Here is a 25,186-nt window from a genome sequence, read left to right on the forward strand (position 1 = left end):
TTGCTCCGGCTATTTGTGATGAAAATCTGTTATGGTGTATTTATCAGGTATTTGAACGGCTTTGAGTTGAGTAAGTGTTTGAAGAAAATTTGTTGCTAAACGTTTAAGTGCAGGGAGCTTCTTCTGCGCGGCGGGCAATGGCTGGCCATGCTGTGAACGTCCTCAGGGTCGCGCACGCTGCTTGGCGGCAAGGGCCGAAGCAGCCGCCGGCAATCCTGTCAGCTGGACCTGATGCTGGGGGAGTTCGCCCTGCTGGCGGTCAGGCCATGGTGCAAGCGCATCTGTCAGCGGCGGGCGCAAACACTCTCCGCCCGTGCCGCTTTAGTCCCGAACCGCCAATCCGGCGCCGGGTTGCCTTCGGGGCAGAGATTTTTCTGAAAAGTCTGCAAGGCCGGGGCCAATGCCCCGGCCCCTTTAGGCCTGTTCAGACCATATGCCGTGCCCGCGCGCCGCGTTCGATTGCAGCGGCGTGCAGCCGGTCGATGTTCAGCTCGTAACGGACCTCGGCCAGGAACTCGAGCTCGGTCTCGCCAAGGATGCCGTCGGCGGCCGCCACGTCGCAGGACAGCGCATAGGCGGTCTCGAACAGCCGTTCCGGCAGGTCGCCGCGAATAAGGCCGAACAGGGCGGCCAGCCCGTCTTCCTGTTCAAACAGATCCAGCACGGTCTGCGAAATGCGGCTGACCCGGTCGATATCGTAATCGGCAAAGACCGGCAGCATGTTCACCGCCGACTGGATCTTGACCAGCTCCGAGGTGCGGATGTTCTCGTCCGAGGCCGAGACCGCCACCATCAGGGCCACCAGGCAGTCCTGCGGGGTCATCGGGTGCGGGGTCTGCTCACTCATGGACGAAATCCTTATCTGCAATATTGTGACCCAATCAGGATAGGTACGCCTGCGCAGCACTTCAACAACAGCCTGCGGCACCGCGGCAATTTTTGCGCAGTTCCAGCGCTCGAAACCCTGTCCCGCAAGGGCTGGCATTATTGACTCATGCTGCACTGGCACAATAGAGAGGCGTGCCGGAGCGCGCCCGCGCGCCGCTGGCACTCCCTGAACCCACAGACGCCGTTGGAGAACATCATGTCTGATCTGCGCGAAGAAGCTCTCAAGAGCAAAGCCTGGCCGTTTGAAGAAGCCCGCCGGGTGCTCAAACGCTATGCCAAGGGCGCGCCGGAGAAGGGCTATGTGCTGTTCGAGACCGGCTATGGCCCCTCGGGGCTGCCGCATATCGGCACCTTTGGCGAGGTGGCCCGGACCACCATGATCAAGAAAGCCTTCGAGGTGATCAGCGACATCCCGACCAAGCTTATCTGCTTCTCGGATGACCTGGACGGCATGCGCAAGGTGCCGGGCAATGTGCCGAACCCGGAAAGCCTGCATGACCATCTGCAAAAGCCGCTGACTTCGGTGCCGGATCCGTTTGGCACCCACGAAAGCTTTGGCCACCACAACAACGCCATGCTGCGCCGGTTCCTGGATACCTTCGGGTTCGAGTATGACTTCTACTCGGCCAAGGATTTCTATGAATCCGGTCAGTTCGACGAAGTGCTGAAGCGCGCCGTCGAAAAGTATGACGACGTCATGGCGATCATGCTGAAGTCCTTGCGCGAAGAGCGCCGCCAGACCTATTCGATCTTCCTGCCGATCCACCCGGAAACCGGCCGCGTTCTGTACGTGCCGATGAAGAAAGTCTGCGCCGAGACCTACACCGTCACCTTTGACGACGAAGACGGCAAGGAATGGACCCTGCCGGTTACCGGCGGCAACGTGAAACTACAGTGGAAGCCGGACTTCGGCGCCCGCTGGGCGGCGCTGGGCGTCGACTTTGAGATGTACGGCAAGGACCACTCCACCAATACGCCGATCTATGACGGCATCTGCCGGGTGCTGGGCCACCGCGCGCCTGAGCATTTCACCTATGAGCTGTTCCTGGATGCCAACGGCCAGAAGATCTCCAAAACCTCCGGCAACGGCATTTCGATCGACGAATGGCTGACCTATGCCTCGACCGAAAGCCTTGCGTACTTCATGTACCAAAAGCCCAAAACCGCCAAGCGGATGCATTTCGACGTGATCCCCAAGGCTGTGGATGAGTATCACCAGCAGCTGCGCGCCTATCACGGGCAAGACCTTAAAGCACAGCTGAACAACCCGGTCTGGCATATCCACGCAGGCGACGTGCCGCAGTCGGATATGGTGGTGCCGTTCTCGATGCTGCTGAACCTCGCCTCCGCCTCCAGCGCCGAGGACAAGGCGACCATGTGGGGCTTCATCAACAAATACGCCCCTGACGCGACCCCGGAGACCCATCCCGGCATGGATCAGGCCGCGGGCTTTGCCGTTGCCTATTTCAACGACTTCGTGAAGCCGGCGAAGACCTTCCGCCTGCCCACCGATCAGGAGCGCGCCGCGCTGCAGGATCTGGCAGACGCGCTGAAGTCATCGGAGGCAGCGCTGTCGGCGATTGCCAAGAAAAACGAGATCGCAGGAAACGACGATCCGCTGCCCGAGCCCGATTTCGCAGATGAGGAATTTCTGCAGTCGGTGGTCTTTGCCATCGGCAAGATCCACGGGTTCGAGCCGCTGCGCGCCTGGTTCTCGGCGATCTACGAAGTGCTGCTGGGTGCCAGCCAAGGCCCGCGCTTTGGCGGCTTCATCGCGCTTTACGGCGTTGAGGACACCATCGCGCTGATTGAAAAGGCGCTGGCAGGCGAATTGGCCTAACCTTACGGATTTGTTCCGGATGTCCGGTTGCGCCCTGCGGTCCTCCAGCCGCAGGGCGCTTTTTTTGACAGCTATGACCTATCCCTCAGTATATATGTAAAATTTGGAATGAATTGCTAAGATGCCTTTGAGCCGCCGGTTTGCGGATCAGTGTTAACGCTTGATGGGTTCTAGAGGCATTGCATTGAGGGACGGTATTGACAGGGGTGCTTCAGGCCGCCCGCGGAAGCACATTGTTTTAACACTTGGCAGAAGCGGTTCGAACACATTGGTCGATCTGCTCAATCAGCATCCCGGCATTCTGAACTACGGAGAGGCGCTGGGAGAATGGAGCAGGCTGCGCAAGCTGCAACGGGCTTCAGGCCTCTTCAAAAACGAAGATGCGGCCTATCTGGATGCGCTGCTGGGCAACCGGAGCCTTCAACGCTGTGCAAATACCTTTAGAAACCTGGGTAAGGCAGCCCGGGGGGACTACAGCGCAATCAAACGGATTGCCGGAATTCAAACCATTGGGGTTAAGGAGTTCTCGCTCAATTTCGACCATGCCGGTCTGGGGTCCTACCTGGCCAAGCGCCCGGATATTCAGGTCATCGGTCTGGTTCGCAGCAATGTTCTGGCGCGTGCCGTTTCCAGCGGGGTTCTGGAGCAAACAGGAGTGGTCCGAACCGGCTGCCCCAAATCGAAGAAACTGGCGGGAGTGAAACTTGAAGCTGGTCAATTGCTCAGGGCGCTGGAAGCCGTTGAAAACGAGAATGCCAGGCTTTTGGAAGTCTTAGACTCGCTGGATCCGGCCCGGGTGCACATGATTTTTATGAGGAAGCCTTTGCCAGTCACACAACCCTGCTCAAGGCGGTGCGCAAGGTCTATGCCTTTCTCGGGGTGCCCGATGTTCTGCCCGAAATCCGCCAGTTCAAGCTGCGGGGGCGCGATCCCCTGGCAATGCTAAGCAACCGGAATGATTTGCAGAAAGTTCTGTCAGGAACGAAGTACGCGCATTTTCTGCAAGCCTGAAGCAACTGCGGTGTTGCTTAAGCGGCGTACGCCTTGCTGAGCGGGTTTTAAGCCCGCTCCTGTAACACTTTTCCAGAACGCGACAGATGCGTAGCAGGAAAGGGTTTTCCATGAACAAGGCAATCACCGAGGGGCTGGCGCTGATGCCACCCGCATTTGCGGATGGTCTGGATGTCTGGTCCAGCGGCGACGGCACCCCAGGCTCCGACACCTATGACGGCGCGGCCAATGCGGTTTTTGCCGCAGCGGTCTCCGATTTTGGCGGCTGCCTGGAGTTGCAGAAGACCGAGGGCATCCAGAAACTGCGTTTCATGGGGCAGACACCGCTGGAACCGGGCTGCTATCTGCAGGTCAAGGCGCGGGTGAAGGCAATCAGCGGTGCGCTGCCCTCGGTGCGCATTGCCGGCTGGGCCGCCGATAGCAGCGGAGGCCACATCAGCGGGGTCGACGAGACCGCACCGGTGGTGCCGCTGACCGCCTATGGCGAGGTGGTGGAAGTGACCGGCATCGTCGGCAGCGGCAAGCGCGGCGGTGTTGACATGCCCTGGGGGCGCACTGCCGCTTACGGCCACCTCGGTCTCGACCTGACCGGTGCCAACGGCGGTGTGGTGCGGATCGATGATATCGAAATCACCGATATCACCAGCGCTTTCCTGCGCGATATGCTGAGCCTGGTGGATGTCACCGACTATGGCGCTGTGGGCAATGGCAGCTTTGACTGCTCGGACGCGTTTGAGGCTGCCGACGCTGCTGCGGACGGGCGCCGCATCCTGGTGCCCGCCGGTGAGTTCTACCTTGGCAGCACAGTATCGCTGGGCAGCGAGGCGGTGTTTGAGGGAACTGTCTCGATGCCGGATGACCAAATGCTGCTGCTGACAAAGAATTTCGATTTTCCCGCCTATGCGGCTGCCTTCGGCAATGAGGAGCTGGGCTTCAAGAAAGCGTTTCAGGCTCTGCTGAACGGCGCCGACCATGAATCTCTGGACCTGATGGGCCGCAAGGTCACGGTGACCGGGCCGATCGACATGCAGGCAGCGGTTCCCAACAAGAGCTCCTATGCCACCCGCCGCATCATCCGCAACGGCCAGATCGAGGCCGCCAGCAGCTCGGACTGGGACACCAGCGTGTCAGGGTCGCAGGCCACCTACAGCGCGTCGGATTCCAAGAAACTGACCAATGTCACCAACATCGCCAACGTCCCGGTCGGTGCGCTGGTGGAAGGGGCCGGAGTCGGCCGCGAGGTCTATGTGCGCTCACGGGATATCGGCGCCAAGGAACTGACCCTCAGTGCCGCGCTGTACGACGCTGAAGGCACCCAAAGCTACACCTTCCGGAATTTCAAATACATGCTGGATTTCAAGGGTTTCAGCTCGCTCAGCAAATTCGGCCTGCAAGACATCGAGTTCCAGTGCAACGGGCGCTGCAGCGCCGTGCGCCTGGCTCCTTCAGGATCGGTCAATTCCTTCGACAGCTGCTTCATCTCGCGGCCGCTGAACCGGGGCATCACCTCGATCGGCACCGGCTGCCAGGGGATCCTCGTCGACAATTGCCAGTTCTTGTCAAACGAGGATCCGCTGGATGTGCCGGACCGGGTCAGCATTGCCCTGAATGTGAACAACAATGATGCCAAGCTGCGCAGCAACCGGGCCACCCGGTTCCGGCACTTCGCGATCCTGGGCGGGGGCAATAACACGGTGACCGGCAACCACTTTTTCCAGGGCGACAGCACCGCCAACGGGGTGCGCACCGCCGGGCTTGTGCTGACCAGCAACAATTGCACCTCAACCGTGTCGGACAACTACATCGACAACTGCTTTATCCAATGGACCAACGAGCGCGACCCGACCCCGGACTTCACCGGCGGTTTCTCCTTCAGCGCGCTGTCGGTGACTGCCAACGTGTTTCTGTCCGGGGATGTCGCTGACTGGTTCAGCTACATTGTTGTACGGCCCTACGGCAGCGGCCACTTTCTGAACGGGGTCTCCATCACCGGCAACAAGTTCCGGTCGCTCAACGGAAGCATCGACCGGGCGGAGCGGGTGGATACCACTTTTTCCAACTTGGACTTCAGCCGATCCAAGAATGTGGATTTCACGGGAAACATGTTCCACAACGTGACCGCGCAAACCTCCAATCCGCTGCGGGTGCAGCACAGTCAGTCCTCGGCCTCCTCTTCCTGGACCGTGCAGGCGGAGGGGCTGCTGCCGTTCCAGGGCCGGGCCCGTTATGTCGACAGCGTTGTCGCCCAAGGGCCGCTTCAGACCAGCGGCAACAGTACGCGCTACATCACCCCCTATACCGAGGCCCAGCAGGGGAGCAATCAGGACGAGGTCCGGCTGCGCTGGGGAGAGGCGGTCAAAGGCAATGTCCAGGTGATCATGCGGATGGACAGCTGATCAGCCTGTTTCCTGAAGATCAGCAGAAGTCAGGCGGAAGGCCTTGCCAAAGCCGCCGTTCAGATGTGCTGCAGTGACGCGGAAGCGGACAAAACTGAAATCGGCGAGCTGGAGGTACAGTTTTGCCTTAGGCTGGCTGCGCAGGTAATGCGCGGCCAGCACTTCGTGCTCCGGATCCTGCCGGGGCACGAATTCCGCCTGTGCCATCAGGCTCAGCCGCGGATGGCTGAGGGGGTCGCCCTTGGCGCCGGGTTCGCCGGCCAGCAGCGAACAGGCCGGGTGCTGCCGCAGGGCCTGGGTGTGCTGTGCAAGTTCCGAGACCAGGCTGAGCGGAAGCCCCTGCGGATCCAGCCCGAAGGCCACCCGGGTCACCAGCGGGCTGCCGTCCTCCAGCAGCACGCCAAGCGCGGCAAAGCGTGCCTCTGCCAGCAGGCTCCGGGCGAGAGTGCGGGCGCCGTCGTCTGTCGGCCGGATCGGGCTGGCCATCGGCATCTCCGGTTTGATGAACGGTTTCAGAACCTCTGCCACAGGCCCGGCCGCAGGCCAAGGCTCTGCTGGCCTGCACTGCGGTATTCCAGCCCCAGGACCAGCTCTTGCTGCCGGCTCAGGGGGTACCGCACAGCAGAGCGCAGCGTGTAGGAAAACCGGCCGTTTTCCGGCTTGGACGTCTCAACCTGCAGCATCGGAGCAAGCTTGCCGGGGCGGTGAAGCCCAGCCGCGGCGTCCAGTTTCCAGACCGCATCCCGGCCGCTGTTGCGCAGTTCATAAGCTGCATCCAGAGCCAGCCATCCGGTGTGCCGGGCTGTGTTGATCCCGCGTCCGTAGGAAAGGGTTGTCTTTTGCATTATGTGCCACAGGCCCTGCACGTGATTGCCGCCAGCCGCGGTCTCCAGCGCCAGCCGGTAGCGCCGCCCTTGCCGCAGCGGCAGGCGGGCAAAGATCAGCGCATGGCCGGAGTCGTCCGCCGTCTGGTTCAGGTCCGCGCCCAGCGTCAGCTTCTGGGTTATCCCGTAGGCGCCATAGTAGCTCAGCTCATGCGCGCGCCGGCCGCCGGCTTGCCGGAAGGTGACGCTGGCTGCGGCAAACCCCTGTCCCGGCTTTTCCAGCCATGCACCTCCGGCCGCCGGCTGGGCCAGCGCCAGTGCAAGACAGACGGCAAAGGCAGATTTCATCCAAAAGCCTCTAGGTGAATGCGGCAAGGGTTCCGGCTTATGGTTAAGGTTGTGTTAACCGGCGCGAGCACTTCATATGGGTGTGATCGTGAAAAAAGGTGGTGCGCTTTGTGCGCGAACGGGCGTAGGCTGGGGGGAGTCAACGGAGGAGCCAATGCCAAAAATAGCAAAAACCGCTGATATCCAGACCGTTATCACCACATTCGAGATGACGCCCGGGACCTGCCAGGATCTGCTGGAGGCGCTGCAGGACGCCTATTCCGAGTTCATCTCGAAACAGCCCGGCTTTGTTGCGGCCGGCCTGCATGTGAATGACGCCCAGACCCGCATCGCCAATTACTCGCAATGGCGCCGCCGCGAGGACTTCATGGCGATGCTGCGCAGCCCCGAAATGCGCGAGCGCAACCGCAAGATCAACGAGCTGTGCCGCAGCTTTGAGCCGGTAATGTATGACGTGGCGGAGGTGTTTGGCTCCTAACCTTCTGCACCGGCATTGAAAATCCCGCCTGCTTTGACGCCGGTCAAGGCAGGCGGCCCGCGGCACGGCTACCTTGAAACGGACAGCAACCGATGGAGGCCTGCCATGTACCACAACATTCTGGTGCCGATTTCCTTTGATCCGGAACGCGATGTGACCGGTCCGCTCAAGGTGGCGCGGCTCTTGTCAGCGCCGGGGGCCAAAGTGACGCTTCTGCATGTGATCGAGCAGGTGCCGGCCTATGCGATCTCTTATATTCCGTCGGATTTCATGGCGGACACCCGCGCAGCGCTGCAGGCTGAGCTTGACGGGCTGGCACAGACCCTGCCCAACGCCGAAGGGGCGCTGGTCGAGGGCCATTCCGGCCGCACCATTCTGGACTGGGCGGAGCAGAACCGGCCGGATCTGATCATCCTCGCCTCGCACCGCCCCTCGATGCAGGATCTGCTGTGGGGCTCGACGTCAGGCCACGTGGTGCGCCACGCGGCCTGTGCGGTGCATGTGGTGCGCTGAGGGGCAGCGGTCAGGCCGGGACCGCCATTTTCAGGAAATGCCAGGCAAACCGGATTGCGGCCCCGGGCAGCATGGCGGAGCGCAGCAGCACCTTGTTGGAATTCACCGCTTCGGCGATGCGGGCGTAATGCACCTGCTTGTTGGCGGGTGAACGCAGCAGAATGGTTTCCGCCTGCCGCATCGAGCGCTCTGCCTGCCGCTTTATCTGCGGCACCGCGGCGGGTTTCACTGCGCGGTAGAAGTTCAGCCCCTTGCGCCGGGGGGACTGGCTGGGATCAAGGTTTTGATTCACCGCTTTGGTCAGCGTGTCCTCGACCAGCGTCAGCGCCTTATAGGCTTCTGCGTAGGCCTGGTTGCCATTCAGCTTTTGCGCCGCCAGCTTGTAGGTCTGGCGGAAACAGTCGAATTTATATTCTCTGGGCAGGGTGCCGCAGCGGTCGAAACCGCGGGTCAGGGTTGTCACCACGGCTTTGGTGGCTTTGGAGTTCAGGCCGCTGCTCTGGCCGGATCCTCCGATTGCCCCTTGACTGCCCTCACCGCCGCCACCGCCGCCGGCATATGCGGACGTGCAGGCCAGGATCAGGCTGAGAAATCCGGCGAGAAGTGTTCTGGTGCTCATTCATGCCTCCTTGGTTTGAGAGCAGTTTACCATGGGTCAGCGGCCTGGGAATGGGCGGAATCCTGCAAAAACTGTGTTTTTACGGCGCCGTTGCCTTGCGCCGGGCAGAGGTGCTGCCCACGTGTGGTGCAAGAGTTGTGCAAGGAGAACAGAATGCAGTGCCCGATTGACGGAACCACATTGGTGATGGCCGACCGCGCCGGGGTCGAGATCGACTATTGCCCGCAATGCAGGGGCGTGTGGCTGGACCGGGGCGAGCTGGACAAGATCATCGAGCGATCGGCACAGCCTGCGCAAACGGCACCGCAGCAGCCGCAGCAGCGGTATGAGGAGCGCAGCAGCGGCTATGACCGGCGCGACGAGCGGAAGTACGACAAGAAATACTACAAGAAGAAAAAGAAGAACTTCCTGGAAGACCTGTTCGATTTCTGACCGGCAATAGGCGCCGCCCCAGTAAACGGGGGCGGCTGGCCGGTGGCCGCTGCCAAAGTCAGTGCGCTAAAGTCAGTGCACTGTGCAGAAGGAGCCGTGTTTGGCGTCCTGCATCAGCTGGTCGAAGTGGCGGCCCTTCATTTCAATGAGGGTCTTGTGGTCGCCGGCCTCGAACCAGACCTTGTCGAGCCCGGTCAGGCTGTCGTCGATCACGGTCGGCACATGATAGGCCTGGCCGACGCACGGCGCGGCGCCCGGGTCGCAATCGTCGAAGACCTGGTTCAGCTCATGTTCCGGCGCCAGGCCGAGGCGGCGGTCCATCATCGACTGCAGCGCGTGCAGGTCGACGTGATGGTTGGACGGGATCACCGCCAGCACCGGGCCTTCCTCCATGTGAATCAGCACCGACTTGGCCAGATGGTCGCCGGGCACATGGGCGCTTTCGGCGCATTCAGCCGCGGTGGCGGTATAGGGGTGGCGGACGGTGCCAAAGGGCAGGCCCTGTGCCTCGAGATGATGTTTCAGGCGTGAGGCGATCATCGTGGGGTCCTCCTATGCAGGGTGGGACCCCCCGACCGCTGAAGGCTCAGGTCTTGGGCGCCGCGGGCGTGTCTTGGGGCACGGGGGTTGGTGCGGCGTCAGAACTAGGCGCAGCAAGCGGTAAGCCGGGGCGCCCCGTAGTTTCTGGTGCCTGTCAGTCTGCGCCCGAAGGGGTGAGTCGGGCAAGAGGGGCGGGCGGCGGTGTTTGTGGGGTGTAAAGGAAAGGGAGTTTCACTGCGAAACTTTGTTTGTTAGCAGGATGTTACTTTGTTTTCTTTTCTCAAGGGGAATGGCGTGATTTTTCTGCACTCTATTGTGTTCGTCATCTTGGCTCTAGCTGTGCTGAGTTTCGGAAGCGTGAAGGCGGAAATCGTGGAGGTTCCGCTCCAGGAGGGCAATCTGCAACTGCCTGAAAGGGTTGGCTGGGCTATTGTAGTTCCGCCTGTCACTGACGCGGAAATGGCTAGTGTGGTAACAAAAGCAGGATTTGACGCAAATCCGGCGGCAATGATTGGAGTGCTGCGGAGGCGGGTTGCAGGTAAGCCCACTGTTGTCTTTCTGGGGGACCAGCAACCATATGATCAAGCCAAGGTCAGTGGTCACTTTTTTGCGCCCTCTTTCCCTGGAGCAAGGGAAGCCATTGAGAAGGCTTTGGACTACATGAGAGAACGGCGTAGTTCAGAAAGTTTCAATGTGTCAAATGTTGTATTTGTCTTCCCTGAGGCACGCGCGAATGTAGTTTACAAATCTTTGAGTGTTGACGGAAATCTCGGGGGGCAGGCATTTCAGGAAGGACGTGCTGACGCAAGTCTAGGTTCATCTACCCAAAAAACTGCAAATCCGTTTCTAGGTTCAGATGGGAAGGAACCTCAGCTTAGGTTGCCGAAATCGCAAGGCAACAATGACCCAAACTTGCCGGGGGCGAGATACTATCATAGCGAGGATCGGACATTTGGGTATCTAGATATTGTGGTTCCTTTTGCGGGAGCAGTCATTTCTGAGCATGAAGTTCTTTTTCAGTGTAATTACAAGCCAAGCCGGTTTGTTGGCTTTGATTGCTACGTCCAAGTGCAAAGAAACCCGTCTCGCGTATCGGCAGACTTCTTTACCAATTGCCCTTGCCGAGAAACTTTGTTGGAGATGAGCAAGCTTGACGCACTGTTAAAGTCTACGTTTTCAGATTTTTTACAGTAATTTTCGATGTCTGGCTGAGTGATTCAGTGCTTTTTTGGGGATCTGTGTTGACTGGGCTCGTTTACAGATACCGCTAGGGTGCACTCATAGAACATATCGTGCGAAAAGGTTCTCAGCTATCTAGGGATAATATTGCCATCTTTTGAATTCCATACCCTCACGAAAACTTCTTCTGCGACTTCCCCCGGTAGGCCCTTGTCCCGGCCTTGCCTGCCGTTGACCTTCCCCGCGATTTGACGGCGGCCTCGGACGCCGCCTCCACCGCCGATTGCCGCGCCAGCGGGTCGTCGGAGATGGCGAGGTCGACGGCCTCCAGCCGTTTGACCTCGTCGCGCAGGCGGGCGGCTTCCTCGAACTCCAGGTTCTCCGCCGCCTTGCGCATCTCGTCGCGCAGGCCGTTCAGGTGCGCCTCCAGGTTGGCGCCATGCATCGGCTTGTCGACGGTGGCGGTGACGCGGTTCATGTCGACGTCGCCCTCGTAGAGGCCAGCCAGAACGTCCTCGACGTTTTTCTTCACCGTTTCCGGGGTGATGCCGTGTTCGAGGTTATAGGCGATCTGCTTTTCGCGGCGGCGGTTGGTTTCACCGATGGCGCGCTCCATCGAGCCGGTGATCTTGTCGGCATACATGATGACGCGGCCGTCGGCGTTGCGGGCGGCGCGGCCGATGGTCTGGATCAGCGAGGTTTCGGAGCGCAGGAAGCCCTCCTTGTCGGCGTCGAGAATGGCGACCAGCCCGCATTCGGGGATGTCGAGGCCTTCGCGCAGGAGGTTGATGCCAATGAGCACGTCAAAAGCGCCAAGGCGCAGGTCGCGCAGGATCTCGATGCGTTCCAGCGTGTCGATGTCCGAGTGCATGTAGCGGACCTTGATGCCCTGTTCGTGCAGGTATTCCGTCAGGTCCTCGGCCATGCGTTTGGTCAGCGTGGTGACCAGGGTGCGGAAGCCGTTGGCGGTGACCTTGCGGACCTCGTCGAGGAGATCGTCCACCTGCATATCGACGGGGCGAATTTCAACCTCCGGGTCCAAGAGGCCGGTGGGGCGGATCACCTGTTCGGCAAAGACGCCGCCGGATTGCTCGATCTCCCAGGCCGCCGGGGTGGCGGAGACAAAGACCGACTGCGGGCGCATGGCGTCCCATTCCTCGAACTTCAGCGGGCGGTTGTCCATGCACGACGGCAGGCGGAAGCCGTGTTCGGCAAGGGTGAACTTGCGCCTATGGTCGCCGCGGTACATGCCGCCGATCTGCGGCACCGAGACGTGGGATTCATCTGCAAAAACAATGGCGTTGTCAGGGATGAATTCGAACAGGGTGGGGGGCGGCTCACCCGGCGCGCGGCCCGTGAGGTAGCGGGAGTAGTTTTCGATGCCGTTGCAGTGGCCGGTGGCCTCCAGCATTTCCAGGTCGAAGTTGGTGCGCTGCTCCAGCCGCTGCGCCTCCAGCAGTTTGCCGTCGCCGACAAGGCCCTCGAGGCGCTGTTTCAGCTCCTGCTTGATCGAGACCACGGCCTGGTTCAGCGTTGGCTTGGGCGTCACGTAGTGGGAGTTTGCATAGACGCGGATCTGGTCAAAGGTGCCGGTCTTTTCACCGGTCAAAGGGTCGAACTCGGTGATCGCCTCCAGCTCCTCCCCGAAGAAGGACAGCTTCCAGGCGCGGTCCTCCAGGTGGGCGGGGAAGATTTCCAGCGTGTCGCCGCGGACCCGGAAGGAGCCGCGCTGAAAGGCCTGGTCGTTGCGCTTGTATTGCTGGGCGACCAGATCGGCCATGATCTGGCGCTGGTCGTACATCTCGCCCGCTTTCAAATCCTGGGTCATCGCTGAGTAGGTCTCGACCGAGCCGATGCCGTAGATGCAGGAGACAGATGCGATGATGATCACGTCGTCGCGTTCGAGCAGGGCACGGGTCGCTGAGTGGCGCATCCGGTCGATCTGCTCGTTGATCTGGCTTTCCTTCTCGATATAGGTGTCGGAGCGCGGCACATAGGCCTCGGGCTGGTAGTAGTCGTAGAAGGAGACGAAGTATTCGACCGAGTTCTCCGGGAAGAACCCTTTGAATTCACCGTACAATTGGGCCGCCAGCGTTTTGTTGGGCGCCAGGATGATCGCCGGGCGCTGGGTGGCCTCGATCACCTTGGCCATGGTGAAGGTCTTGCCGGTGCCGGTCGCCCCCAGCAGGACCTGGTTGCGTTCGCCGTCCAGGACGCCCTGCGACAGTTCCTCGATCGCGGTGGGCTGATCGCCGGCCGGATCAAAGGTGGTGTTCATGACAAAGCTCTTGCCGCCTTCCAGCTTGGGCCGCTGCTGCGGCGCGCGCTGGGTCATCATCGGCATGGATTTGTCGGAATGGGCATAGGGCATCGGGCGACTCCTTGGGACGGCGCTGATTTTGGTCTGTTTTTGTTCTTGTTCAAGGGGCATTCGGCGCCGTGGCGGGCAAATGCCTGTGGCAACAGCGCAAAACGCAAGAAATGCGCGGCATTTGCCACCTTGCCGCAGCGGCGCATCCAGCGCATAAATGCGCAAGTTCGAGACTCATCAGGAGACTGCCCATGCAAGCGCGGATTTACCGGCCAGCCCGCAACGCCATGACCTCTGGCATGGCCAAGACGCGGAAGTGGGTTCTGGAATACGCGCCGGCCGCGGCCCGCGAGGTGGATCCGCTGATGGGCTGGACCTCCTCCGGCGACACCCAGAGCCAGGTCAAGCTGCGTTTTGACAGCAAGGAAGCGGCGCTGGAATACGCCAAGGACCACGGCATCGATGCCCAGGTGGTGGAGCCGAAGGTGCGCAAGGCCAACATCCGCGCGGGCGGCTACGGTGAAAACTTTGCAACCAACCGCCGCGGTCCCTGGACGCATTGATCTTTGTAAGTCTTCCACGGGTTCCCACCGTTTCGGCACGGGTTCTCACCAGGATCTGCAAATAGGGCGCCCGGCGGGCGCCTTTTCTTTAACTGGGTTAGAGCATTTTGGCAGAGGCCGGCTGCATTGCGGAAACAGAGAACAGCCTCCTTCGTTTTGCTGTGCATGCATATTCGGGGGCTGAGCAAATTCATGCCCGGCCAGGGGCGGCAACCGCTTTCTGCAGCAGTGAAACGTTAGAGTGACGCGCAGAAAGCCGGCGCTGGACAAAATGACTCAAAGCCGTTTGCCGTAGACAGCCGCGGGTATTCTGGTCAATGCAGCATCAAGGCCTTTGAGTTGAAAGAGCTCTGCCCTCCTTGCTGATCCATGTGCCGCGGTCATTACTTCAGCTTTACAGTCCGAGGGGGGGCATTCGGCGAGGCACAAGAAACACTATTCATGCCTGGGGAACACCTGCCCGCCGCAGGCCGTCCAGAAAGCCTTGATGCCGAGCGTGGGTAGCTGGCGGCATGCTGTCGATCACGCGTTTGATGGTGAGCCCCGGGTAAGCAAGCATGAGCGCTTCCACGGCTTCGTCGGCCTCCGTTTGAAGGCCCGCATTAGCGCAAAAACTAGCAAGATCACGATAGGCCCAAGTGACACCGGGACCAGCTGTCAGACCGGACTTCACAAAGTGAATTGCTTTGCCAAACTCACCAGCGAGCCCCATTGCGTATCCCCTGCCAAACTGGATGTTGAACAGGAACGGGTCCCGGGGGCTGAGTTCTTCCGCCCGGTCGAATGCAGCGAGACCAGCTTCAACTTCCTCCCGGTAGATATGGTTCCACCCCAGCCGCATCCAGCCCCAGGCAGAGTTTGGGTCAAGATAAAGCGCCCTTTCCAGCATCTGAGCGGCACGCTCATGCTCCAGCCCGGTCATACCCAACGCAGCTGCAATTGCGACAAGGGACGGGGCATGGTCATCAGCCGAGAGTGCTGCCGCTTCGGCGTCTCTCTGGGCGCTTTGGCGCGAAAGCAGAGGTGTCTCGCTCCACATATACGTGGCTTGCTGTGCATAGGCCCAGGCCCTCAAGGCTTGCGCCCGGATGTTTTCTCCGCCTTGCTCCATTGCTGACGTCAGCAATTCAATTGCGCGCTCGTTTTCCTGCCGCCGGTGCTTCCAAAAATGCGGAAAGGCGCTCATGTAGAGCTCATAGGCATGCCGGTCCAAGGGGGCGACAGCGCGTGCGGCAGCAATTTCGGACGCCCGGATGGACGGGGAAATAGCCCCGGCAACATGTGAGGCAATCCGGTCCTGCAGGTCGAAGAGATCTTCGAGATTATCGTCATAGCGCTGCGCCCAAAGGTTCGCGCCAGTGAGCGCCGAGGCAAGCTGCACCGAAATTCTAACCCTGGAGCCCGCACGCCGGATAGCGCCTGTCACAACATAGCGGGCCCCAAGATCCCGGCCGACCTTGCGGATCTCCACGACCCGGCCTTTGTACGTGAAGGCTGACTGCCGCGCGATGACGGAAATGTCGCTGACGCTGGACAAAGCCGAAGTGATCTCGTCCACCACACCATCCGCAAAATACTCATCTGCAACGCCGATATCATCGAAGGGCAGGACCACTACGGCTGGCAGTGCCTCGGGCTTTTGCGCTGCTACTGCTGTTCCCGCGCCAAACACCCAAGCATCCACCGGATCTGGAAGGTTCTTGACCGGTACTTTGCCGATAGATTTGAGCGGGACATCAATCCGGCCCTTCACCTGTTCCCGTGCGGTTCGCGACAGGCAAATGCCGCCTGCAGGTGCAATTGACTCCAGGCGTGAGGCAACATTGACAGCATCGCCATAGATATCCTGGCCCAAAACAACCACATCCCCCAAATGCACGCCAATCCTAAAGCACAGCCGTTCCTGCTCTTCGCGTTCGGGTTCCCGGTTGCCCATGGCCTTCTGTATGGACAGCGCACAGCGCATTGCCTCGACAGGCGACTGGAACTCGGCCAGGAAGCCATCGCCCATCGTTTTGACAACCCGCCCGCTGTTTTGACGGACCTGCGGTCTCACGACTTCACTCCAAACCGCTTGCAGCCGGGCTATCACGCCCTCCTCATCGGCAGCTACCAGCCTTGAATAAGCCACCAGGTCCGCAGCGATTATGGTTGTCAGCTTTCTGATCGCAATGCCCCCGCTTTCCCGCTGCACTTAGATTGCAGGGTCACCTTTTCAACCTAAAATGCCGCCCCCTGCGGAGGGTGCAACGGAGGGAGGATCAGGCTGCGCAGAAAACTGGCCCCGGCCTTCAATCCGGCAGTTCTGCGTCCGGCCCGTTTGCTCGGCAAACTGAAAACAACCGAGAGCTGGCACCCTAGGTCAAGAGTGAGAGCTGCCTGATATCCAGTCCATGACCGGGTTGCGCCTGCTGGCAAGCAGGCGGGACATCGAATAGTGGTTGATCCTTGGCAAAACCATCAGCCGGTTGCGGATACCGGCATTTGCAAGCCGGCGGCTGTAGTCTTTCGACTGAGAGATGAATTGACCCGTTTCACGGCTTCCAACTGCCACAAGGATATCCGGGCGCTCAGTTATTGCCTCTGCGCGTGGGTTCAGGTTTGCTGCGTCCGCGTCACTCAGATGCAAGTCGCGGTTCAAAAAGGACCGCTTCATCGGCTCAAGGTCAAAGAGCCCGCTCAGCAGCGCTGCCTTGCGGATGCCGCTGCTGCCGGGCCGCTCCTCTTCCAGTATCCGTGCGGCCAGGAAGGCACCCACAGAATGCCCGCACAGCATTATCCGTTCCGGATCGCCATTCCACTCCGGGATGTTTTCCCGCACCCAGTGAAACGATGCCAGAACCTGGCGGATGATCTCCGCCACCCGCACCGTTGGCGCAAGGTCGTAGTTAACGAGCACAACAGTGTAACCCTGCCTGACCATCCGGCTTGCAACGTAGCGGTACTGGCTTTTGTCCAGCGCGCGGAAGTAGCCGCCATGGATGAACAGGAATACCGGTGCCTTGCTGGTTTGGGCCGGGAAAATATCAAGTTTCTGACCTGCAGTGCTGCCATAGCTGACGTCCAGGGAACATCTGAGGCGGCAGCGTGCAACCTGGCTTTGAACCGCGTTTGCCAGCAAGTGGAATCGGGCAAAGGGATGCCGCCTGCGGAGGTCAAATTGACTGTCGGTATCGGACACTTGCCATTGCTCCTGGTTGCCGGTGGCTGCAGCCGCAGTTCCGGTTTGCCCCGCGGTGTTTCTGAACGGCATCCCGGCAGCGGCTGCAGGCGCCTTTTTTGCACGCGTGGCGTCTGCAATGAATGTCATTCTTTAACTTCAAAATGGTCTTCACGAAGACGCGCCGTGCCATCAGCCTGCAACACCCACAGTTCGTTGGTGATGATACCCCGGGCATTGTTCATCTCCCAGTCCGCTGAAACACGCGCCGCGGTCAAGGTTTTGTCCACAACAGTTGTTGTTGTGTTGAAATAGACCACGTCATCGAACCCCTGTTCGATAATGTTTTCCCAGAACTCTTCGATGGCCTCACGGCCTTCAAATCTGCCGAAAGGTTTGGCAACCATGACGGCATCTTCTTCGTACATAGCCGCTGCAGCAGCGGCGTCACCGGCATTGAAAGCCTCCCGCCACGCGCGGCTGGCGGAGGCGACGGCCAGGCTCAGCTCATACTCGTTCGCGGCGCGGGCCTCGGCCTCCTGAGCCGGTGCCTGGGCGGTCATGGCGGCAAATGCAATTGCTGCCGCGGCTACGGATCGGATGGGCGTCATGAGAGTTTCTCCTTGATTTGCAGTTCTTGGAAGAGAATGCGCGCCTTACACTGTTTGAAAAACAGGCTTAATGTGAAATCATTGTTCACAATCAGAGAACTGAAGATGCTGTCACCACTCCCGCTTAGTTTTGTTGCTATCGTTGAAACCGGATCCATCTCGCGGGCAGCGGAGGATCTTGGAATTGCCAAGTCTGCAGTGAGCCAAAACCTCAAAAGGCTTGAAGAGCGGCTTGACGTGAAGCTGGCAAACCGGACGACGCGCCAGTTTGCTCTGACACCCGCGGGAAAGAAATACTATCAGTATTGCAAAGGGTTGCTTGCATTGTCCCAAAGGGCGGAAACAGAAATGGAAGTGTTTGGCGCTGAGCCGGCCGGCCCCCTGAAAATCACCGCTCCGCATGCGTTCATCGGCCCGGTTATCGCCCCTGCAATGCTCCGGCTGAAGCAACGGTTTCCCCGGCTTGAGCCAGTTGTCATAGCCGAGGACAAAAGGCTCGATCTCATTTCAGAAGGGATCGATGTAGCGATAACCGTCGGACACCTGCCGGACAGCAGCTTGCGCGCACGGCGGATAGGCGAAATATGCGATGTTCTTTGTGTCTCGCCCGCCCTGATGTCTGAAGCCCCTGCGGCCGCAGACCCGGCCTATTGCCAATGGGTTCAATCACTCCCCTACTTGGCACACATGCGCGAACCTTTAACAGTCGCGCACAGCATTCCGGTCGCGGGCTGCGACAAATCCTCCGTAGTGCGTTTCACCCCAAATCTCCGCAGCAACACAATTGAAGCACTGGTTTCCTTTGCACGGGAAGGCCTGGGAGTCGCACTGCTGCCGAACATTTCTGTCTTCAAGTATCTTCAAGCAGGCGATCTCTTGCAGTTATGCCCGCCCACGGAAAACGAACCAGAGCCGATCTTCGCAGTGCACGCTTACGACACCCTCGCTCCGAAATCGGTGCAAGAAGTCATTGATACTATCAGTACAGCTATCGGGACTGCTGCCCTTGAGTTCCAGCAGTCCTAGAGTCGCAGCCGAGGATGAAGCTTCATCCCCTTCGTTTCTTCCAGCCGGACCTTTTGTCTTCGCCCCGGGCGGCGGCTGTATGAAGCCCCGGGGGTGTCGCAAATTCTGGTTTCCCTGTCAGACGCAGTCGGCGCCCAGAGTGCAAATGGCGAGTTCAGATCTTGCCGTTTCGAGGGGCGCTCTGAGAGCCTGTTTGTTTTGGCGGAAACAGTGGTTGCGGTGGCCAATCGTGCGGAATGGAGAGTTTAAGATATTGAAAGCGTTTAAATTTTAATGGGTGGATCTTAGCCCGGTGGAGGCTCGATCAAGACCTGCAACCTTGAAAAACCTTCTTCGGCCGCCCGCCGGGATCTGTAGCTGAGGCGCTTGACGGGCGCCTGTTCTGCTTCCGCAGCCGCCGCGGGGGCGGGGCAAAAGGGCGGGTTCAGCCGCCCCAGGTGTCAGACAATGTAAAGCCCTGCGGAAACGGGTCGGAGGGATCAAGGCCGATCTGGCTGATGCCATAAACCCAGCACTGGCCTGAGACGCGGTTCCGCGTTGCGGTGAAGGGGCCGCTGCGGGTTTCGCCGAGGAATTCGGTTGCGAATTCGCCGCCGATGATGGAGCGGGTCAGCATCCGCGCGCCGGGTTGCACCAGCCCCCGGGCGTGGCGCGCGGCCATGTTGGCGTTGGAGCCGGTGCCGCAGGGAGAACGGTCGGCGCGGCCCGGGCGCAGGGTGGTGCAGGTGCGGATGGCACCGTCCGGCTCGGCGCTGCGGAACATCACATAGGCTAGGCCGTTGAGTGCCGGGGTGGTTGGATGCAGCACTTCGGTGCGTTCGGCGATCAGGTTGCGCAGTGCAACGCCGGTCATCGCCAGCTTGCGGGCGTTTTCCGGCGTGATGGAGAGTCCCAGCTGGTCCGCATCCACCAGCGCATAGAACACGCCGCCGAAGCAGAGGTCGTAGGTGAGACGGCCCCACTCCGGGGTGTTGATCACCGCGTCCTTGGCCGCCACGAAGGCGGGCGGCATGTCGAGAGTGACGCGGGTGACTTTGCCGTCCTGGCAGGCGGCTGTGGCGCGGACCAGGCCTGCGGCGGTGTCGAGGACCACTTCGGTTTCCGGTTCCTGCATGGGTTTCATGCCGGTCTCCAGGATCGCGGTCACTGCGCACATGGCGTTGGAGCCGGACATGGCGTGGGCCTGGTCCGGCTGCAGCACGATGAAGCCGGTGTCGGCCTCGGGCGGGGTGGCAGGGGGCAGCAGCACGACGGAGCCTGCGGGTCCCGAGCGCGGTTCGGAGCACAAGAGGCGGCGGAGGCTGTCGTCCTGTGTGTTCAGGTAGTCCAGCTTGTCCGCCATCGTGGTGCCGGGGATGCCGAGGAGGCCGCCGGTCACGACGCGGCCGATTTCACCGGCGCAATGCACGTCGACGGTTTGCAGGGTGCGGGTCCAGCGCATGGGGATCTCCTGTCAGGCGACGGCTTGGGCGCCGGTGATTTCAACAGTGGCTCCGCAAAGATACCCTGCCTCGTCCGAGGCGAGGAAGGCGATCAGGGCGGCGATCTCCTCAGGCTCGCCGATGCGGCCATAGGGCACCAGCGCGTTGAGGTCTGCAAGGCTGCGGCCGGAGCGGGCGAGGTTGCTTTCCAGCATTGGGGTACGGACTTCTCCCGGCGCCACGGCGTTCACGCGGATCTTGTCCGGGGCATAGTCGCGGGCGAGGTTTTCTGTGAAGGCCACGACAGCGGCCTTGGTGGTGTTATAGGCGATGTGGCCCGGCGCCGGGTGCCGCCCCCATTGCGAAGCGGTGTTGACGATGGCGCCGCCGCCCTGGGCCTGCATCACCGGGATCACCGCCTGGCACATGTGGAAAAGCGCGTCGATGTTGACCTGGAAGGAGAGGCTCCAGTCCTCGGCGCTGAGCTCCATCAGCGCCCCGCGGCGCATCAGGCCTGCGTTGTTGCACAAGACGTCGATGCCGTGGCCTTTGGAGGTGAGGCCGGAGACAAAGCTGCGGATGGCGTGCGGGTCGGTCAGGTCGACGGCGCTGCAGTCTGCCATGCCGCCCTCTGTGCGGATTGCGGCGGCCAGGTCCTCGGCGGCTCCGGCGTTGGTGTCTACGATCCAGACAAGGGCGCCCTCGGCGGCGAGGCGGCGGCAGATCGCGGCACCGATGCCGCCGGCGCCGCCAGTGACAATTGCTGTTTTGTTTTCGAACCGGTTCATGCGGCTACCTCATCTGGCTGGCGCCGTTCACGTCAAGAACGGCTCCGGAAAGGGACGATTGCGACGGGCGCAGGACAAAGGCGGTGAGCTCGGCGATCTCGGAGGGTTCGGCCATGCGGCCGATGGGAATGCCCGACAGAGCCGCTGCTTCTCCATGTTCTGCGATGTAGGCCTCGGACATTTTGGTGCGGACCCAGCCCGGGGCCAGGGCGGTGGCGGTGATGTTGTCGGACCCGAAGCCGCCCGCGATGCTTTGTGTCAGGTTGATCAGCGCCGCCTTGGTGGCGCCATAGGACATCGCCTCGGGCCTATAGCCGCCCTGCGCGGCGCGGGAGGCCATGTTGACGATCCTGCCGCCGCCGTGGGCGCGGAAATGGGGGATAGCGGCACGGCAGAGGTCGGCAGCGGCGAGCAGGTTCACCTGCACATCGCGGGCCCAAGTGTCCTGCCATTGCTCCAGCGGGTCATCCACCGAAGAGGGCGACAGGATGCCCGCGTTGTTGATCAGCGCGTGGATGCGGCCTGCTGCGGTTTCCGCCTCTGCCCAGAGCTGGGAAGGAGCGGCGGGGTCGCTTAGATCAGCCGCGAAGCAAAGCGCTCCGTTGCCGATCTCCTCTGCCAAAGCCTCAGCGGCTTTGCGGTTGCGGCCATAGTGCAGCAGTACCCGGCCCCCCTCGCGGGCGAGCTCCCGGGCGATGGCAGCGCCGATGGTGCCGGTGGCGCCGGTCAGCAGCACGGTTTGCCCTGTAAGCGTTTGACCTGTCAGATGCGCCATGGCTCAGCCTTTCAGATACCAGCCCCAGGGTTTGGAGCGGTCGTAGGTGGTGATCTGCTTGGTCTCCAGATAGTTGTTCAGCCCCCACTCGCCCAGCTCGCGGCCAATGCCGGACTGTTTGTAGCCGCCCCAGGGCGCTTCGGTGAAGGTGGGCTGCGAGCAGTTGACCCAGACGATCCCGGCCCGGAAGGCGCGGGCAACGCGGTTGGCGCGCTCCAGGTCATTCGACATGACGGCTGCGCCGAGGCCAAAGCGGGAGTCATTGGCGAGCGCGACGGCTTCCTCTTCGGTCTTGAAGGGGCGGATGCAGACGACGGGGCCAAAGATCTCCTCATTCCAGATCCAAGCGTTGGTGGGGACGTCGGCAAAAATCGTGGGTTCGACATAGCAGCCGTGCTCCAAACCGGCAGGCACGCCGCCGCCGCAGACCAGGCGGGCGCCTTCGGACTTGCCGCGGGCGATGGCGGCGAGCACCTTGTCGTGCTGGCCTTGGCTGACAAGGGGCCCGAGCAGCACGCCGTCCTCCAGCCCGTGGCCGATTTTGATTTTTTGCGCCTCTTCCGCGAGGCGCGCCAGCAGCGGTTCATAGAGGCTCTCTTCGATCAGCACGCGGGAGGTGGCGGAGCAGACCTCGCCCTGGTTCCAGAAGATGCCGAACATGATCCATTCGGCAGCTTCGTCGATATCCGCGTCGCCAAAAACCACCATCGGGGATTTGCCGCCAAGCTCCAGGCTGACGGTTTTGATCTCCTGCGCGGCGGTGGCCATGATGCGGGCGCCGGTGGGGACCGAGCCGGTGAAGGCGAGCTTGTCGACGCCCGGATGCTCGGTGAGCGGCTGCCCGGCCTCTGGGCCGAAACCGGTGACGATGTTGAGGACACCCGCGGGCAGGCCTGCGGCGGTGGCGATGCTGCCCAGCTCCAAAGCGGTGAGCGGGGTGAGCTCCGAGGGCTTCAGCACCATGGTACAGCCCGCAGCGAGGGCCGGGGCGACCTTCCAGGAGGCCATCAGCATCGGGAAGTTCCAGGGGATGATGGCGCCCGCCACGCCGACCGGTTCCTTCACCGCCTTTGAGGTGAACTCCGCCATCGGCAGCTCGATGTCTTGTTCGCTGCGGTTGTCCAGCCGTTCGGCCAGATCGGCGTAGAAGTGGAAGCAGCCCGCGGTGTCCTCGATGTCCCAGACGGCCTCGGGCAGGGGTTTGCCGTTGTCGCGGACTTCCAGACGCGCCAGCTCGTCGGTGCGGCGGGTGATCTCATCCCCCATCCTGCGCAGGATGGCGGCGCGCTCGGCTCCGGTCATGCGGGGCCAGGGGCCGGTGTCAAAGGCGGCGCGGGCGGCCTGAACGGCGGCGCCGATGTCTGCGGCATTGCCGCGGGCCACCTGGTGGAATGTCTCACGGTTCGAAGGGTCCACCACATCGAACAGGGCGCCGGATGCGGAGGCGGTCCATTCGCCGTTGATGAAGAGCTTGTTTTGCATGTCTTTTCTCCGGTGCCGGGCGGTGCCCGGCAAATGATTAGAAACGATCGGCCCTGTAGGCGTGCATGTCGATGTTGGGCTGCCGTCCGGCAGCGAGGCTGCGCACGAGCTTGCCGGTGGTGGCACAGAGAGTGAGGCCGAGCTGGCCGTGGCCGGTGGCCAGGATCACGTTGGCAGCACCCGGGGCCGGGCCGATGATGGGTTTGGTGTCAGGCGTCAGAGGGCGGCGGCCGATGCGGCGCTGGGCGGGTTCGGTGCGCAGGCCGGGCAGAACGCGCTTGGCCTTCTCCACCAGGATTTCGGCGCGCTTCCAGTTCGGCTCGGCGTCAAGGCCGGCAAATTCGATGCTGCCTGCGACGGCCAGCCCGCTTTCATAAGGCGTGATGCCAAAGCCGCCCTTGGCGTAGACCATGGCGTGGGTGACATCGACGCCCGGGGCCGTGAGGCTGGTCTGGTAGCCGATGACGCCTTCCATCTGGATCGAAACGCCCAGATCGCGGGCCAGATTTTTGGACCAGGCGCCGGCTGCCAGGACGTATTGGTCGCCAGTGATGGTCTCGCCGCTTTCGGTCCGCACACCTGCAGCGCCGCTGCCGTTTTGCAGGAAACCGGTGGCGCGCGCGTGTTTCACCGTGCCGCCGCGTTCGGTGAAAACACGGTGCAGCTCGGTCACGAACCGTTTGGTGTCCACCACTGAGCGCCAGTCGCGGAACACGGTGGCGCAGGAGAAATCACCGGCGATGGAGGGTTCCATTTCTTTGGCGTCCTGCCCGCTGATCTCGTCGATCTGGAAGCCGAGCGCGCGGCGCATGTCATGGAAGCCGCGCTCATGCGCCAGTTCTTCTGGGCTGTCGTAAAGCTCCATCACCGGCGTGCTGCGCAGCAGGCCGGACAGGCCGTAGCGTGCCAGCATGGCCTGCAGATCGGCCAGCGAGGGAAGGGTGAGGGCAGAGATGTCCTCGCTGATGGCTTTGATCCGGCTGGCCCGGGCGTTGGCGGCAAAGCGCAGGAACCAGGGCAGTACCCCCAGCGCGGATGAGGCGCGCAGGGTCAACGGCCCCAGCGGGTCCAGCAGCCAGCCCGGCGCCTTCATCATGATGCCGGGCTTGGAGAGCGGGATCACTTCGCTGACGGCGATGGATCCGCAGGAGGCCCAGCTGGCGCCCTCGCCGATGGGGCCGGGTTCCAGCACGGTGACCTGATGGCCGTCATCCTGCAGCTCCAGCGCGCAAGCGATACCGACAACGCCGCCGCCGATGACCACGATATGGCTCATGTCTGTCTTGTCCTAAAAAGCCCGGAAACGGCGCATCTGCGCCGCCTCCGGTCAGGGAGAGAGGTTACCAGTTCAGGATCGGTTCCATCGCGGTGCGGAACTCGGCCTTTTCCTGATCCGTGAGCGGGCCCAGCGGCGCGCGGCATTCACCGACGGGCAGGCCCTGCAGCTCGCAGCCGTATTTGATCTTCTGCACGAACTTGCCGGATTCCAGGATGTTCATGGCGCGGTAGAGAGTCTTCATCATCTCTTTCGCCTTATCCAGATCGCCCGCCTTGTAGGTGCGGTCCAGGTCGCAGCAGGCCTTGGCCATGCAGTTGGACGGGCCGCAGATCCAGCTGTCCGCACCCCAGAACATGAAGTCCAGCGCAATGTCGTCAGAGCCGGAGACCAGCTGGATCTTGCCCTCGTAGCGCGAGGCGATGTCGATCGCGCGCTGCAGCACGCCGGAGCTTTCCTTGATGCCGATGACACGTGGGTTATCGGCGAAATGGTCCATCAGTTCGAAGCTGATGTCGTTGCCGTCCTTCAGCGGGTAGGAGTAGAGCACCAGGTTCACGTCGACCTCGGCCAGCACGGTCTCATAGTGCTTGATCAGTTCTTCCTGGGTCGGGCGGGTGTAGAAGGGCGGCGCCAGCAGCACATTGTCATAGCCGATGTCCTTGGCCATGGCGGTCTGCTCGATCACTTCGCGTGTGGCGGGGG

At 61.4% G+C, this 25,186-nt stretch carries 24 protein-coding genes; 9 read left to right on the top strand and 15 right to left on the bottom strand.

What is annotated here, in order from left to right:
- Positions 1–424 precede the first annotated feature (424 nt).
- Complete coding sequence (locus tag RA20_RS19790) at positions 425–847, bottom strand: tellurite resistance TerB family protein (RefSeq protein ID WP_039132891.1); 423 nt, start codon at positions 845–847, stop codon at positions 425–427.
- 237 nt (positions 848–1,084) lie between these two features.
- On the opposite strand from RA20_RS19790, the gene RA20_RS19795 reads away from it, so the two are divergent.
- The 3 genes from RA20_RS19795 (at position 1,085) to RA20_RS19805 (ending at position 6,135) form a co-directional block, all read left to right on the top strand.
- Entirely contained in the window at positions 1,085–2,728 is a 1,644-nt protein-coding gene (locus RA20_RS19795; protein ID WP_039132730.1) for a lysine--tRNA ligase, read from the top strand.
- A gap of 268 nt (positions 2,729–2,996) precedes the next feature.
- A complete protein-coding gene (locus tag RA20_RS19800) occupies positions 2,997–3,674 on the top strand; it encodes a hypothetical protein (RefSeq protein WP_039132732.1) in 678 nt (225 codons plus the stop codon).
- A 175-nt stretch (positions 3,675–3,849) separates the two neighbouring features.
- The gene (locus RA20_RS19805; protein WP_039132734.1) at positions 3,850–6,135 is read left to right on the top strand and encodes a hypothetical protein; all 2,286 of its coding nucleotides are present in this window, start codon (positions 3,850–3,852) and stop codon (positions 6,133–6,135) included.
- Here RA20_RS19805 and RA20_RS19810 read toward each other — a convergent pair whose 3' ends face one another.
- On the bottom strand, positions 6,136–6,621 hold the full coding sequence (locus RA20_RS19810) for a HugZ family pyridoxamine 5'-phosphate oxidase (RefSeq protein WP_039132893.1): 486 nt from the start codon (positions 6,619–6,621) through the stop codon (positions 6,136–6,138). It abuts the gene before it with no gap.
- Between the two features lie 26 nt (positions 6,622–6,647).
- Positions 6,648–7,307: a hypothetical protein gene (locus tag RA20_RS19815; RefSeq protein WP_052249098.1), complete on the bottom strand. Its 660-nt coding sequence runs from the start codon at positions 7,305–7,307 to the stop codon at positions 6,648–6,650.
- Between the two features lie 154 nt (positions 7,308–7,461).
- Between RA20_RS19815 and RA20_RS19820 the strand changes: the two genes are divergently transcribed.
- Positions 7,462–7,785, top strand: a complete 324-nt coding sequence (locus RA20_RS19820) for an antibiotic biosynthesis monooxygenase family protein (RefSeq protein WP_039132736.1) — start codon at positions 7,462–7,464, stop codon at positions 7,783–7,785.
- Between the two features lie 105 nt (positions 7,786–7,890).
- Entirely contained in the window at positions 7,891–8,298 is a 408-nt protein-coding gene (locus tag RA20_RS19825) for a universal stress protein (protein WP_039132738.1), read from the top strand.
- 10 nt (positions 8,299–8,308) lie between these two features.
- On the opposite strand, the gene RA20_RS19830 is transcribed toward RA20_RS19825, so the two are convergent.
- Positions 8,309–8,917 (bottom strand): hypothetical protein, encoded by a 609-nt coding sequence (locus tag RA20_RS19830; RefSeq protein ID WP_039132740.1) that lies wholly within the window; start codon positions 8,915–8,917, stop codon positions 8,309–8,311.
- Positions 8,918–9,070: 153 nt separating this feature from the next.
- On the opposite strand from RA20_RS19830, the gene RA20_RS19835 reads away from it, so the two are divergent.
- Positions 9,071–9,349, top strand: a complete 279-nt coding sequence (locus RA20_RS19835) for a TFIIB-type zinc ribbon-containing protein (RefSeq protein ID WP_039132742.1) — start codon at positions 9,071–9,073, stop codon at positions 9,347–9,349.
- Positions 9,350–9,421: 72 nt separating this feature from the next.
- On the opposite strand, the gene RA20_RS19840 is transcribed toward RA20_RS19835, so the two are convergent.
- Positions 9,422–9,889, bottom strand: coding sequence for an aminoacyl-tRNA deacylase (locus RA20_RS19840; RefSeq protein WP_039132744.1), 468 nt, complete (start codon positions 9,887–9,889; stop codon positions 9,422–9,424).
- A 267-nt stretch (positions 9,890–10,156) separates the two neighbouring features.
- On the opposite strand from RA20_RS19840, the gene RA20_RS25530 reads away from it, so the two are divergent.
- Positions 10,157–11,083, top strand: a complete 927-nt coding sequence (locus tag RA20_RS25530; RefSeq protein ID WP_152618569.1) for a hypothetical protein — start codon at positions 10,157–10,159, stop codon at positions 11,081–11,083.
- Positions 11,084–11,240: 157 nt separating this feature from the next.
- Here the strand turns inward: RA20_RS25530 and uvrB are convergent, their stop codons facing one another.
- The gene (uvrB, locus tag RA20_RS19845) at positions 11,241–13,439 is read right to left on the bottom strand and encodes an excinuclease ABC subunit UvrB (protein ID WP_039132746.1); all 2,199 of its coding nucleotides are present in this window, start codon (positions 13,437–13,439) and stop codon (positions 11,241–11,243) included.
- A 191-nt stretch (positions 13,440–13,630) separates the two neighbouring features.
- Between uvrB and RA20_RS19850 the strand changes: the two genes are divergently transcribed.
- Complete coding sequence (locus tag RA20_RS19850; RefSeq protein WP_039132748.1) at positions 13,631–13,942, top strand: ETC complex I subunit; 312 nt, start codon at positions 13,631–13,633, stop codon at positions 13,940–13,942.
- A gap of 439 nt (positions 13,943–14,381) precedes the next feature.
- On the opposite strand, the gene RA20_RS19855 is transcribed toward RA20_RS19850, so the two are convergent.
- The 3 genes from RA20_RS19855 to RA20_RS19865 all read right to left on the bottom strand — a co-directional run bounded on the left by RA20_RS19855 (position 14,382) and on the right by RA20_RS19865 (position 17,713).
- Positions 14,382–16,136 carry an adenylate/guanylate cyclase domain-containing protein gene (locus tag RA20_RS19855; protein ID WP_039132750.1) on the bottom strand — a complete coding sequence of 585 codons (1,755 nt, stop codon included), beginning with the start codon at positions 16,134–16,136 and terminating at the stop codon, positions 14,382–14,384.
- 168 nt (positions 16,137–16,304) lie between these two features.
- Complete coding sequence (locus RA20_RS24805) at positions 16,305–17,252, bottom strand: alpha/beta hydrolase (protein ID WP_052249099.1); 948 nt, start codon at positions 17,250–17,252, stop codon at positions 16,305–16,307.
- Entirely contained in the window at positions 17,249–17,713 is a 465-nt protein-coding gene (locus RA20_RS19865) for a nuclear transport factor 2 family protein (RefSeq protein ID WP_082018074.1), read from the bottom strand. The genes RA20_RS24805 and RA20_RS19865 overlap by 4 nt, the downstream gene beginning before the upstream one ends.
- Before the next feature lie 72 nt (positions 17,714–17,785).
- Here RA20_RS19865 and RA20_RS19870 point away from each other — a divergent pair, with 72 nt between their 5' ends.
- Positions 17,786–18,739, top strand: coding sequence for a LysR family transcriptional regulator (locus tag RA20_RS19870; protein WP_241482300.1), 954 nt, complete (start codon positions 17,786–17,788; stop codon positions 18,737–18,739).
- A 424-nt stretch (positions 18,740–19,163) separates the two neighbouring features.
- Here the strand turns inward: RA20_RS19870 and RA20_RS19875 are convergent, their stop codons facing one another.
- The 6 genes from RA20_RS19875 to RA20_RS25880 form a co-directional block, all read right to left on the bottom strand.
- Positions 19,164–20,180, bottom strand: a complete 1,017-nt coding sequence (locus RA20_RS19875) for a proline racemase family protein (protein ID WP_039132752.1) — start codon at positions 20,178–20,180, stop codon at positions 19,164–19,166.
- Positions 20,181–20,192: 12 nt separating this feature from the next.
- On the bottom strand, positions 20,193–20,948 hold the full coding sequence (locus RA20_RS19880; protein WP_039132754.1) for an SDR family NAD(P)-dependent oxidoreductase: 756 nt from the start codon (positions 20,946–20,948) through the stop codon (positions 20,193–20,195).
- Positions 20,949–20,952: 4 nt separating this feature from the next.
- The gene (locus RA20_RS19885) at positions 20,953–21,723 is read right to left on the bottom strand and encodes an SDR family NAD(P)-dependent oxidoreductase (protein ID WP_039132755.1); all 771 of its coding nucleotides are present in this window, start codon (positions 21,721–21,723) and stop codon (positions 20,953–20,955) included.
- Between the two features lie 3 nt (positions 21,724–21,726).
- The gene (locus RA20_RS19890; RefSeq protein ID WP_039132757.1) at positions 21,727–23,205 is read right to left on the bottom strand and encodes an aldehyde dehydrogenase family protein; all 1,479 of its coding nucleotides are present in this window, start codon (positions 23,203–23,205) and stop codon (positions 21,727–21,729) included.
- Between the two features lie 37 nt (positions 23,206–23,242).
- Positions 23,243–24,481, bottom strand: a complete 1,239-nt coding sequence (locus RA20_RS19895) for an NAD(P)/FAD-dependent oxidoreductase (protein WP_039132759.1) — start codon at positions 24,479–24,481, stop codon at positions 23,243–23,245.
- Between the two features lie 64 nt (positions 24,482–24,545).
- On the bottom strand, positions 24,546–25,186 hold a 641-nt coding region (locus tag RA20_RS25880), incomplete at its 5' end, for a dihydrodipicolinate synthase family protein (RefSeq protein ID WP_039132761.1).

The sequence above is a fragment of the Leisingera sp. ANG-Vp genome (assembly GCF_000813725.1).
Lineage (GTDB): Bacteria > Pseudomonadota > Alphaproteobacteria > Rhodobacterales > Rhodobacteraceae > Leisingera.

What these genes read in the sequence shown, in the direction of transcription:
- RA20_RS19825 (WP_039132738.1), top strand. Translation starts at nt 7,891, where the DNA reads ATGTACCACAACATTCTGGTGCCGATTTCCTTTGATCCGGAACGCGAT.
- RA20_RS19895 (WP_039132759.1), bottom strand. Translation starts at nt 24,481, where the DNA reads ATGAGCCATATCGTGGTCATCGGCGGCGGCGTTGTCGGTATCGCTTGC.
- RA20_RS19880 (WP_039132754.1), bottom strand. Translation starts at nt 20,948, where the DNA reads ATGAACCGGTTCGAAAACAAAACAGCAATTGTCACTGGCGGCGCCGGC.
- RA20_RS19815 (WP_052249098.1), bottom strand. Translation starts at nt 7,307, where the DNA reads ATGAAATCTGCCTTTGCCGTCTGTCTTGCACTGGCGCTGGCCCAGCCG.
- RA20_RS19795 (WP_039132730.1), top strand. Translation starts at nt 1,085, where the DNA reads ATGTCTGATCTGCGCGAAGAAGCTCTCAAGAGCAAAGCCTGGCCGTTT.
- RA20_RS19840 (WP_039132744.1), bottom strand. Translation starts at nt 9,889, where the DNA reads ATGATCGCCTCACGCCTGAAACATCATCTCGAGGCACAGGGCCTGCCC.
- RA20_RS19850 (WP_039132748.1), top strand. Translation starts at nt 13,631, where the DNA reads ATGCAAGCGCGGATTTACCGGCCAGCCCGCAACGCCATGACCTCTGGC.
- RA20_RS19790 (WP_039132891.1), bottom strand. Translation starts at nt 847, where the DNA reads ATGAGTGAGCAGACCCCGCACCCGATGACCCCGCAGGACTGCCTGGTG.
- RA20_RS19830 (WP_039132740.1), bottom strand. Translation starts at nt 8,917, where the DNA reads ATGAGCACCAGAACACTTCTCGCCGGATTTCTCAGCCTGATCCTGGCC.
- RA20_RS19885 (WP_039132755.1), bottom strand. Translation starts at nt 21,723, where the DNA reads ATGGCGCATCTGACAGGTCAAACGCTTACAGGGCAAACCGTGCTGCTG.
- RA20_RS19890 (WP_039132757.1), bottom strand. Translation starts at nt 23,205, where the DNA reads ATGCAAAACAAGCTCTTCATCAACGGCGAATGGACCGCCTCCGCATCC.
- RA20_RS19865 (WP_082018074.1), bottom strand. Translation starts at nt 17,713, where the DNA reads ATGACGCCCATCCGATCCGTAGCCGCGGCAGCAATTGCATTTGCCGCC.
- RA20_RS19820 (WP_039132736.1), top strand. Translation starts at nt 7,462, where the DNA reads ATGCCAAAAATAGCAAAAACCGCTGATATCCAGACCGTTATCACCACA.
- RA20_RS24805 (WP_052249099.1), bottom strand. Translation starts at nt 17,252, where the DNA reads ATGACATTCATTGCAGACGCCACGCGTGCAAAAAAGGCGCCTGCAGCC.
- uvrB (WP_039132746.1), bottom strand. Translation starts at nt 13,439, where the DNA reads ATGCCCTATGCCCATTCCGACAAATCCATGCCGATGATGACCCAGCGC.
- RA20_RS19875 (WP_039132752.1), bottom strand. Translation starts at nt 20,180, where the DNA reads ATGCGCTGGACCCGCACCCTGCAAACCGTCGACGTGCATTGCGCCGGT.
- RA20_RS19835 (WP_039132742.1), top strand. Translation starts at nt 9,071, where the DNA reads ATGCAGTGCCCGATTGACGGAACCACATTGGTGATGGCCGACCGCGCC.
- RA20_RS19805 (WP_039132734.1), top strand. Translation starts at nt 3,850, where the DNA reads ATGAACAAGGCAATCACCGAGGGGCTGGCGCTGATGCCACCCGCATTT.
- RA20_RS19810 (WP_039132893.1), bottom strand. Translation starts at nt 6,621, where the DNA reads ATGGCCAGCCCGATCCGGCCGACAGACGACGGCGCCCGCACTCTCGCC.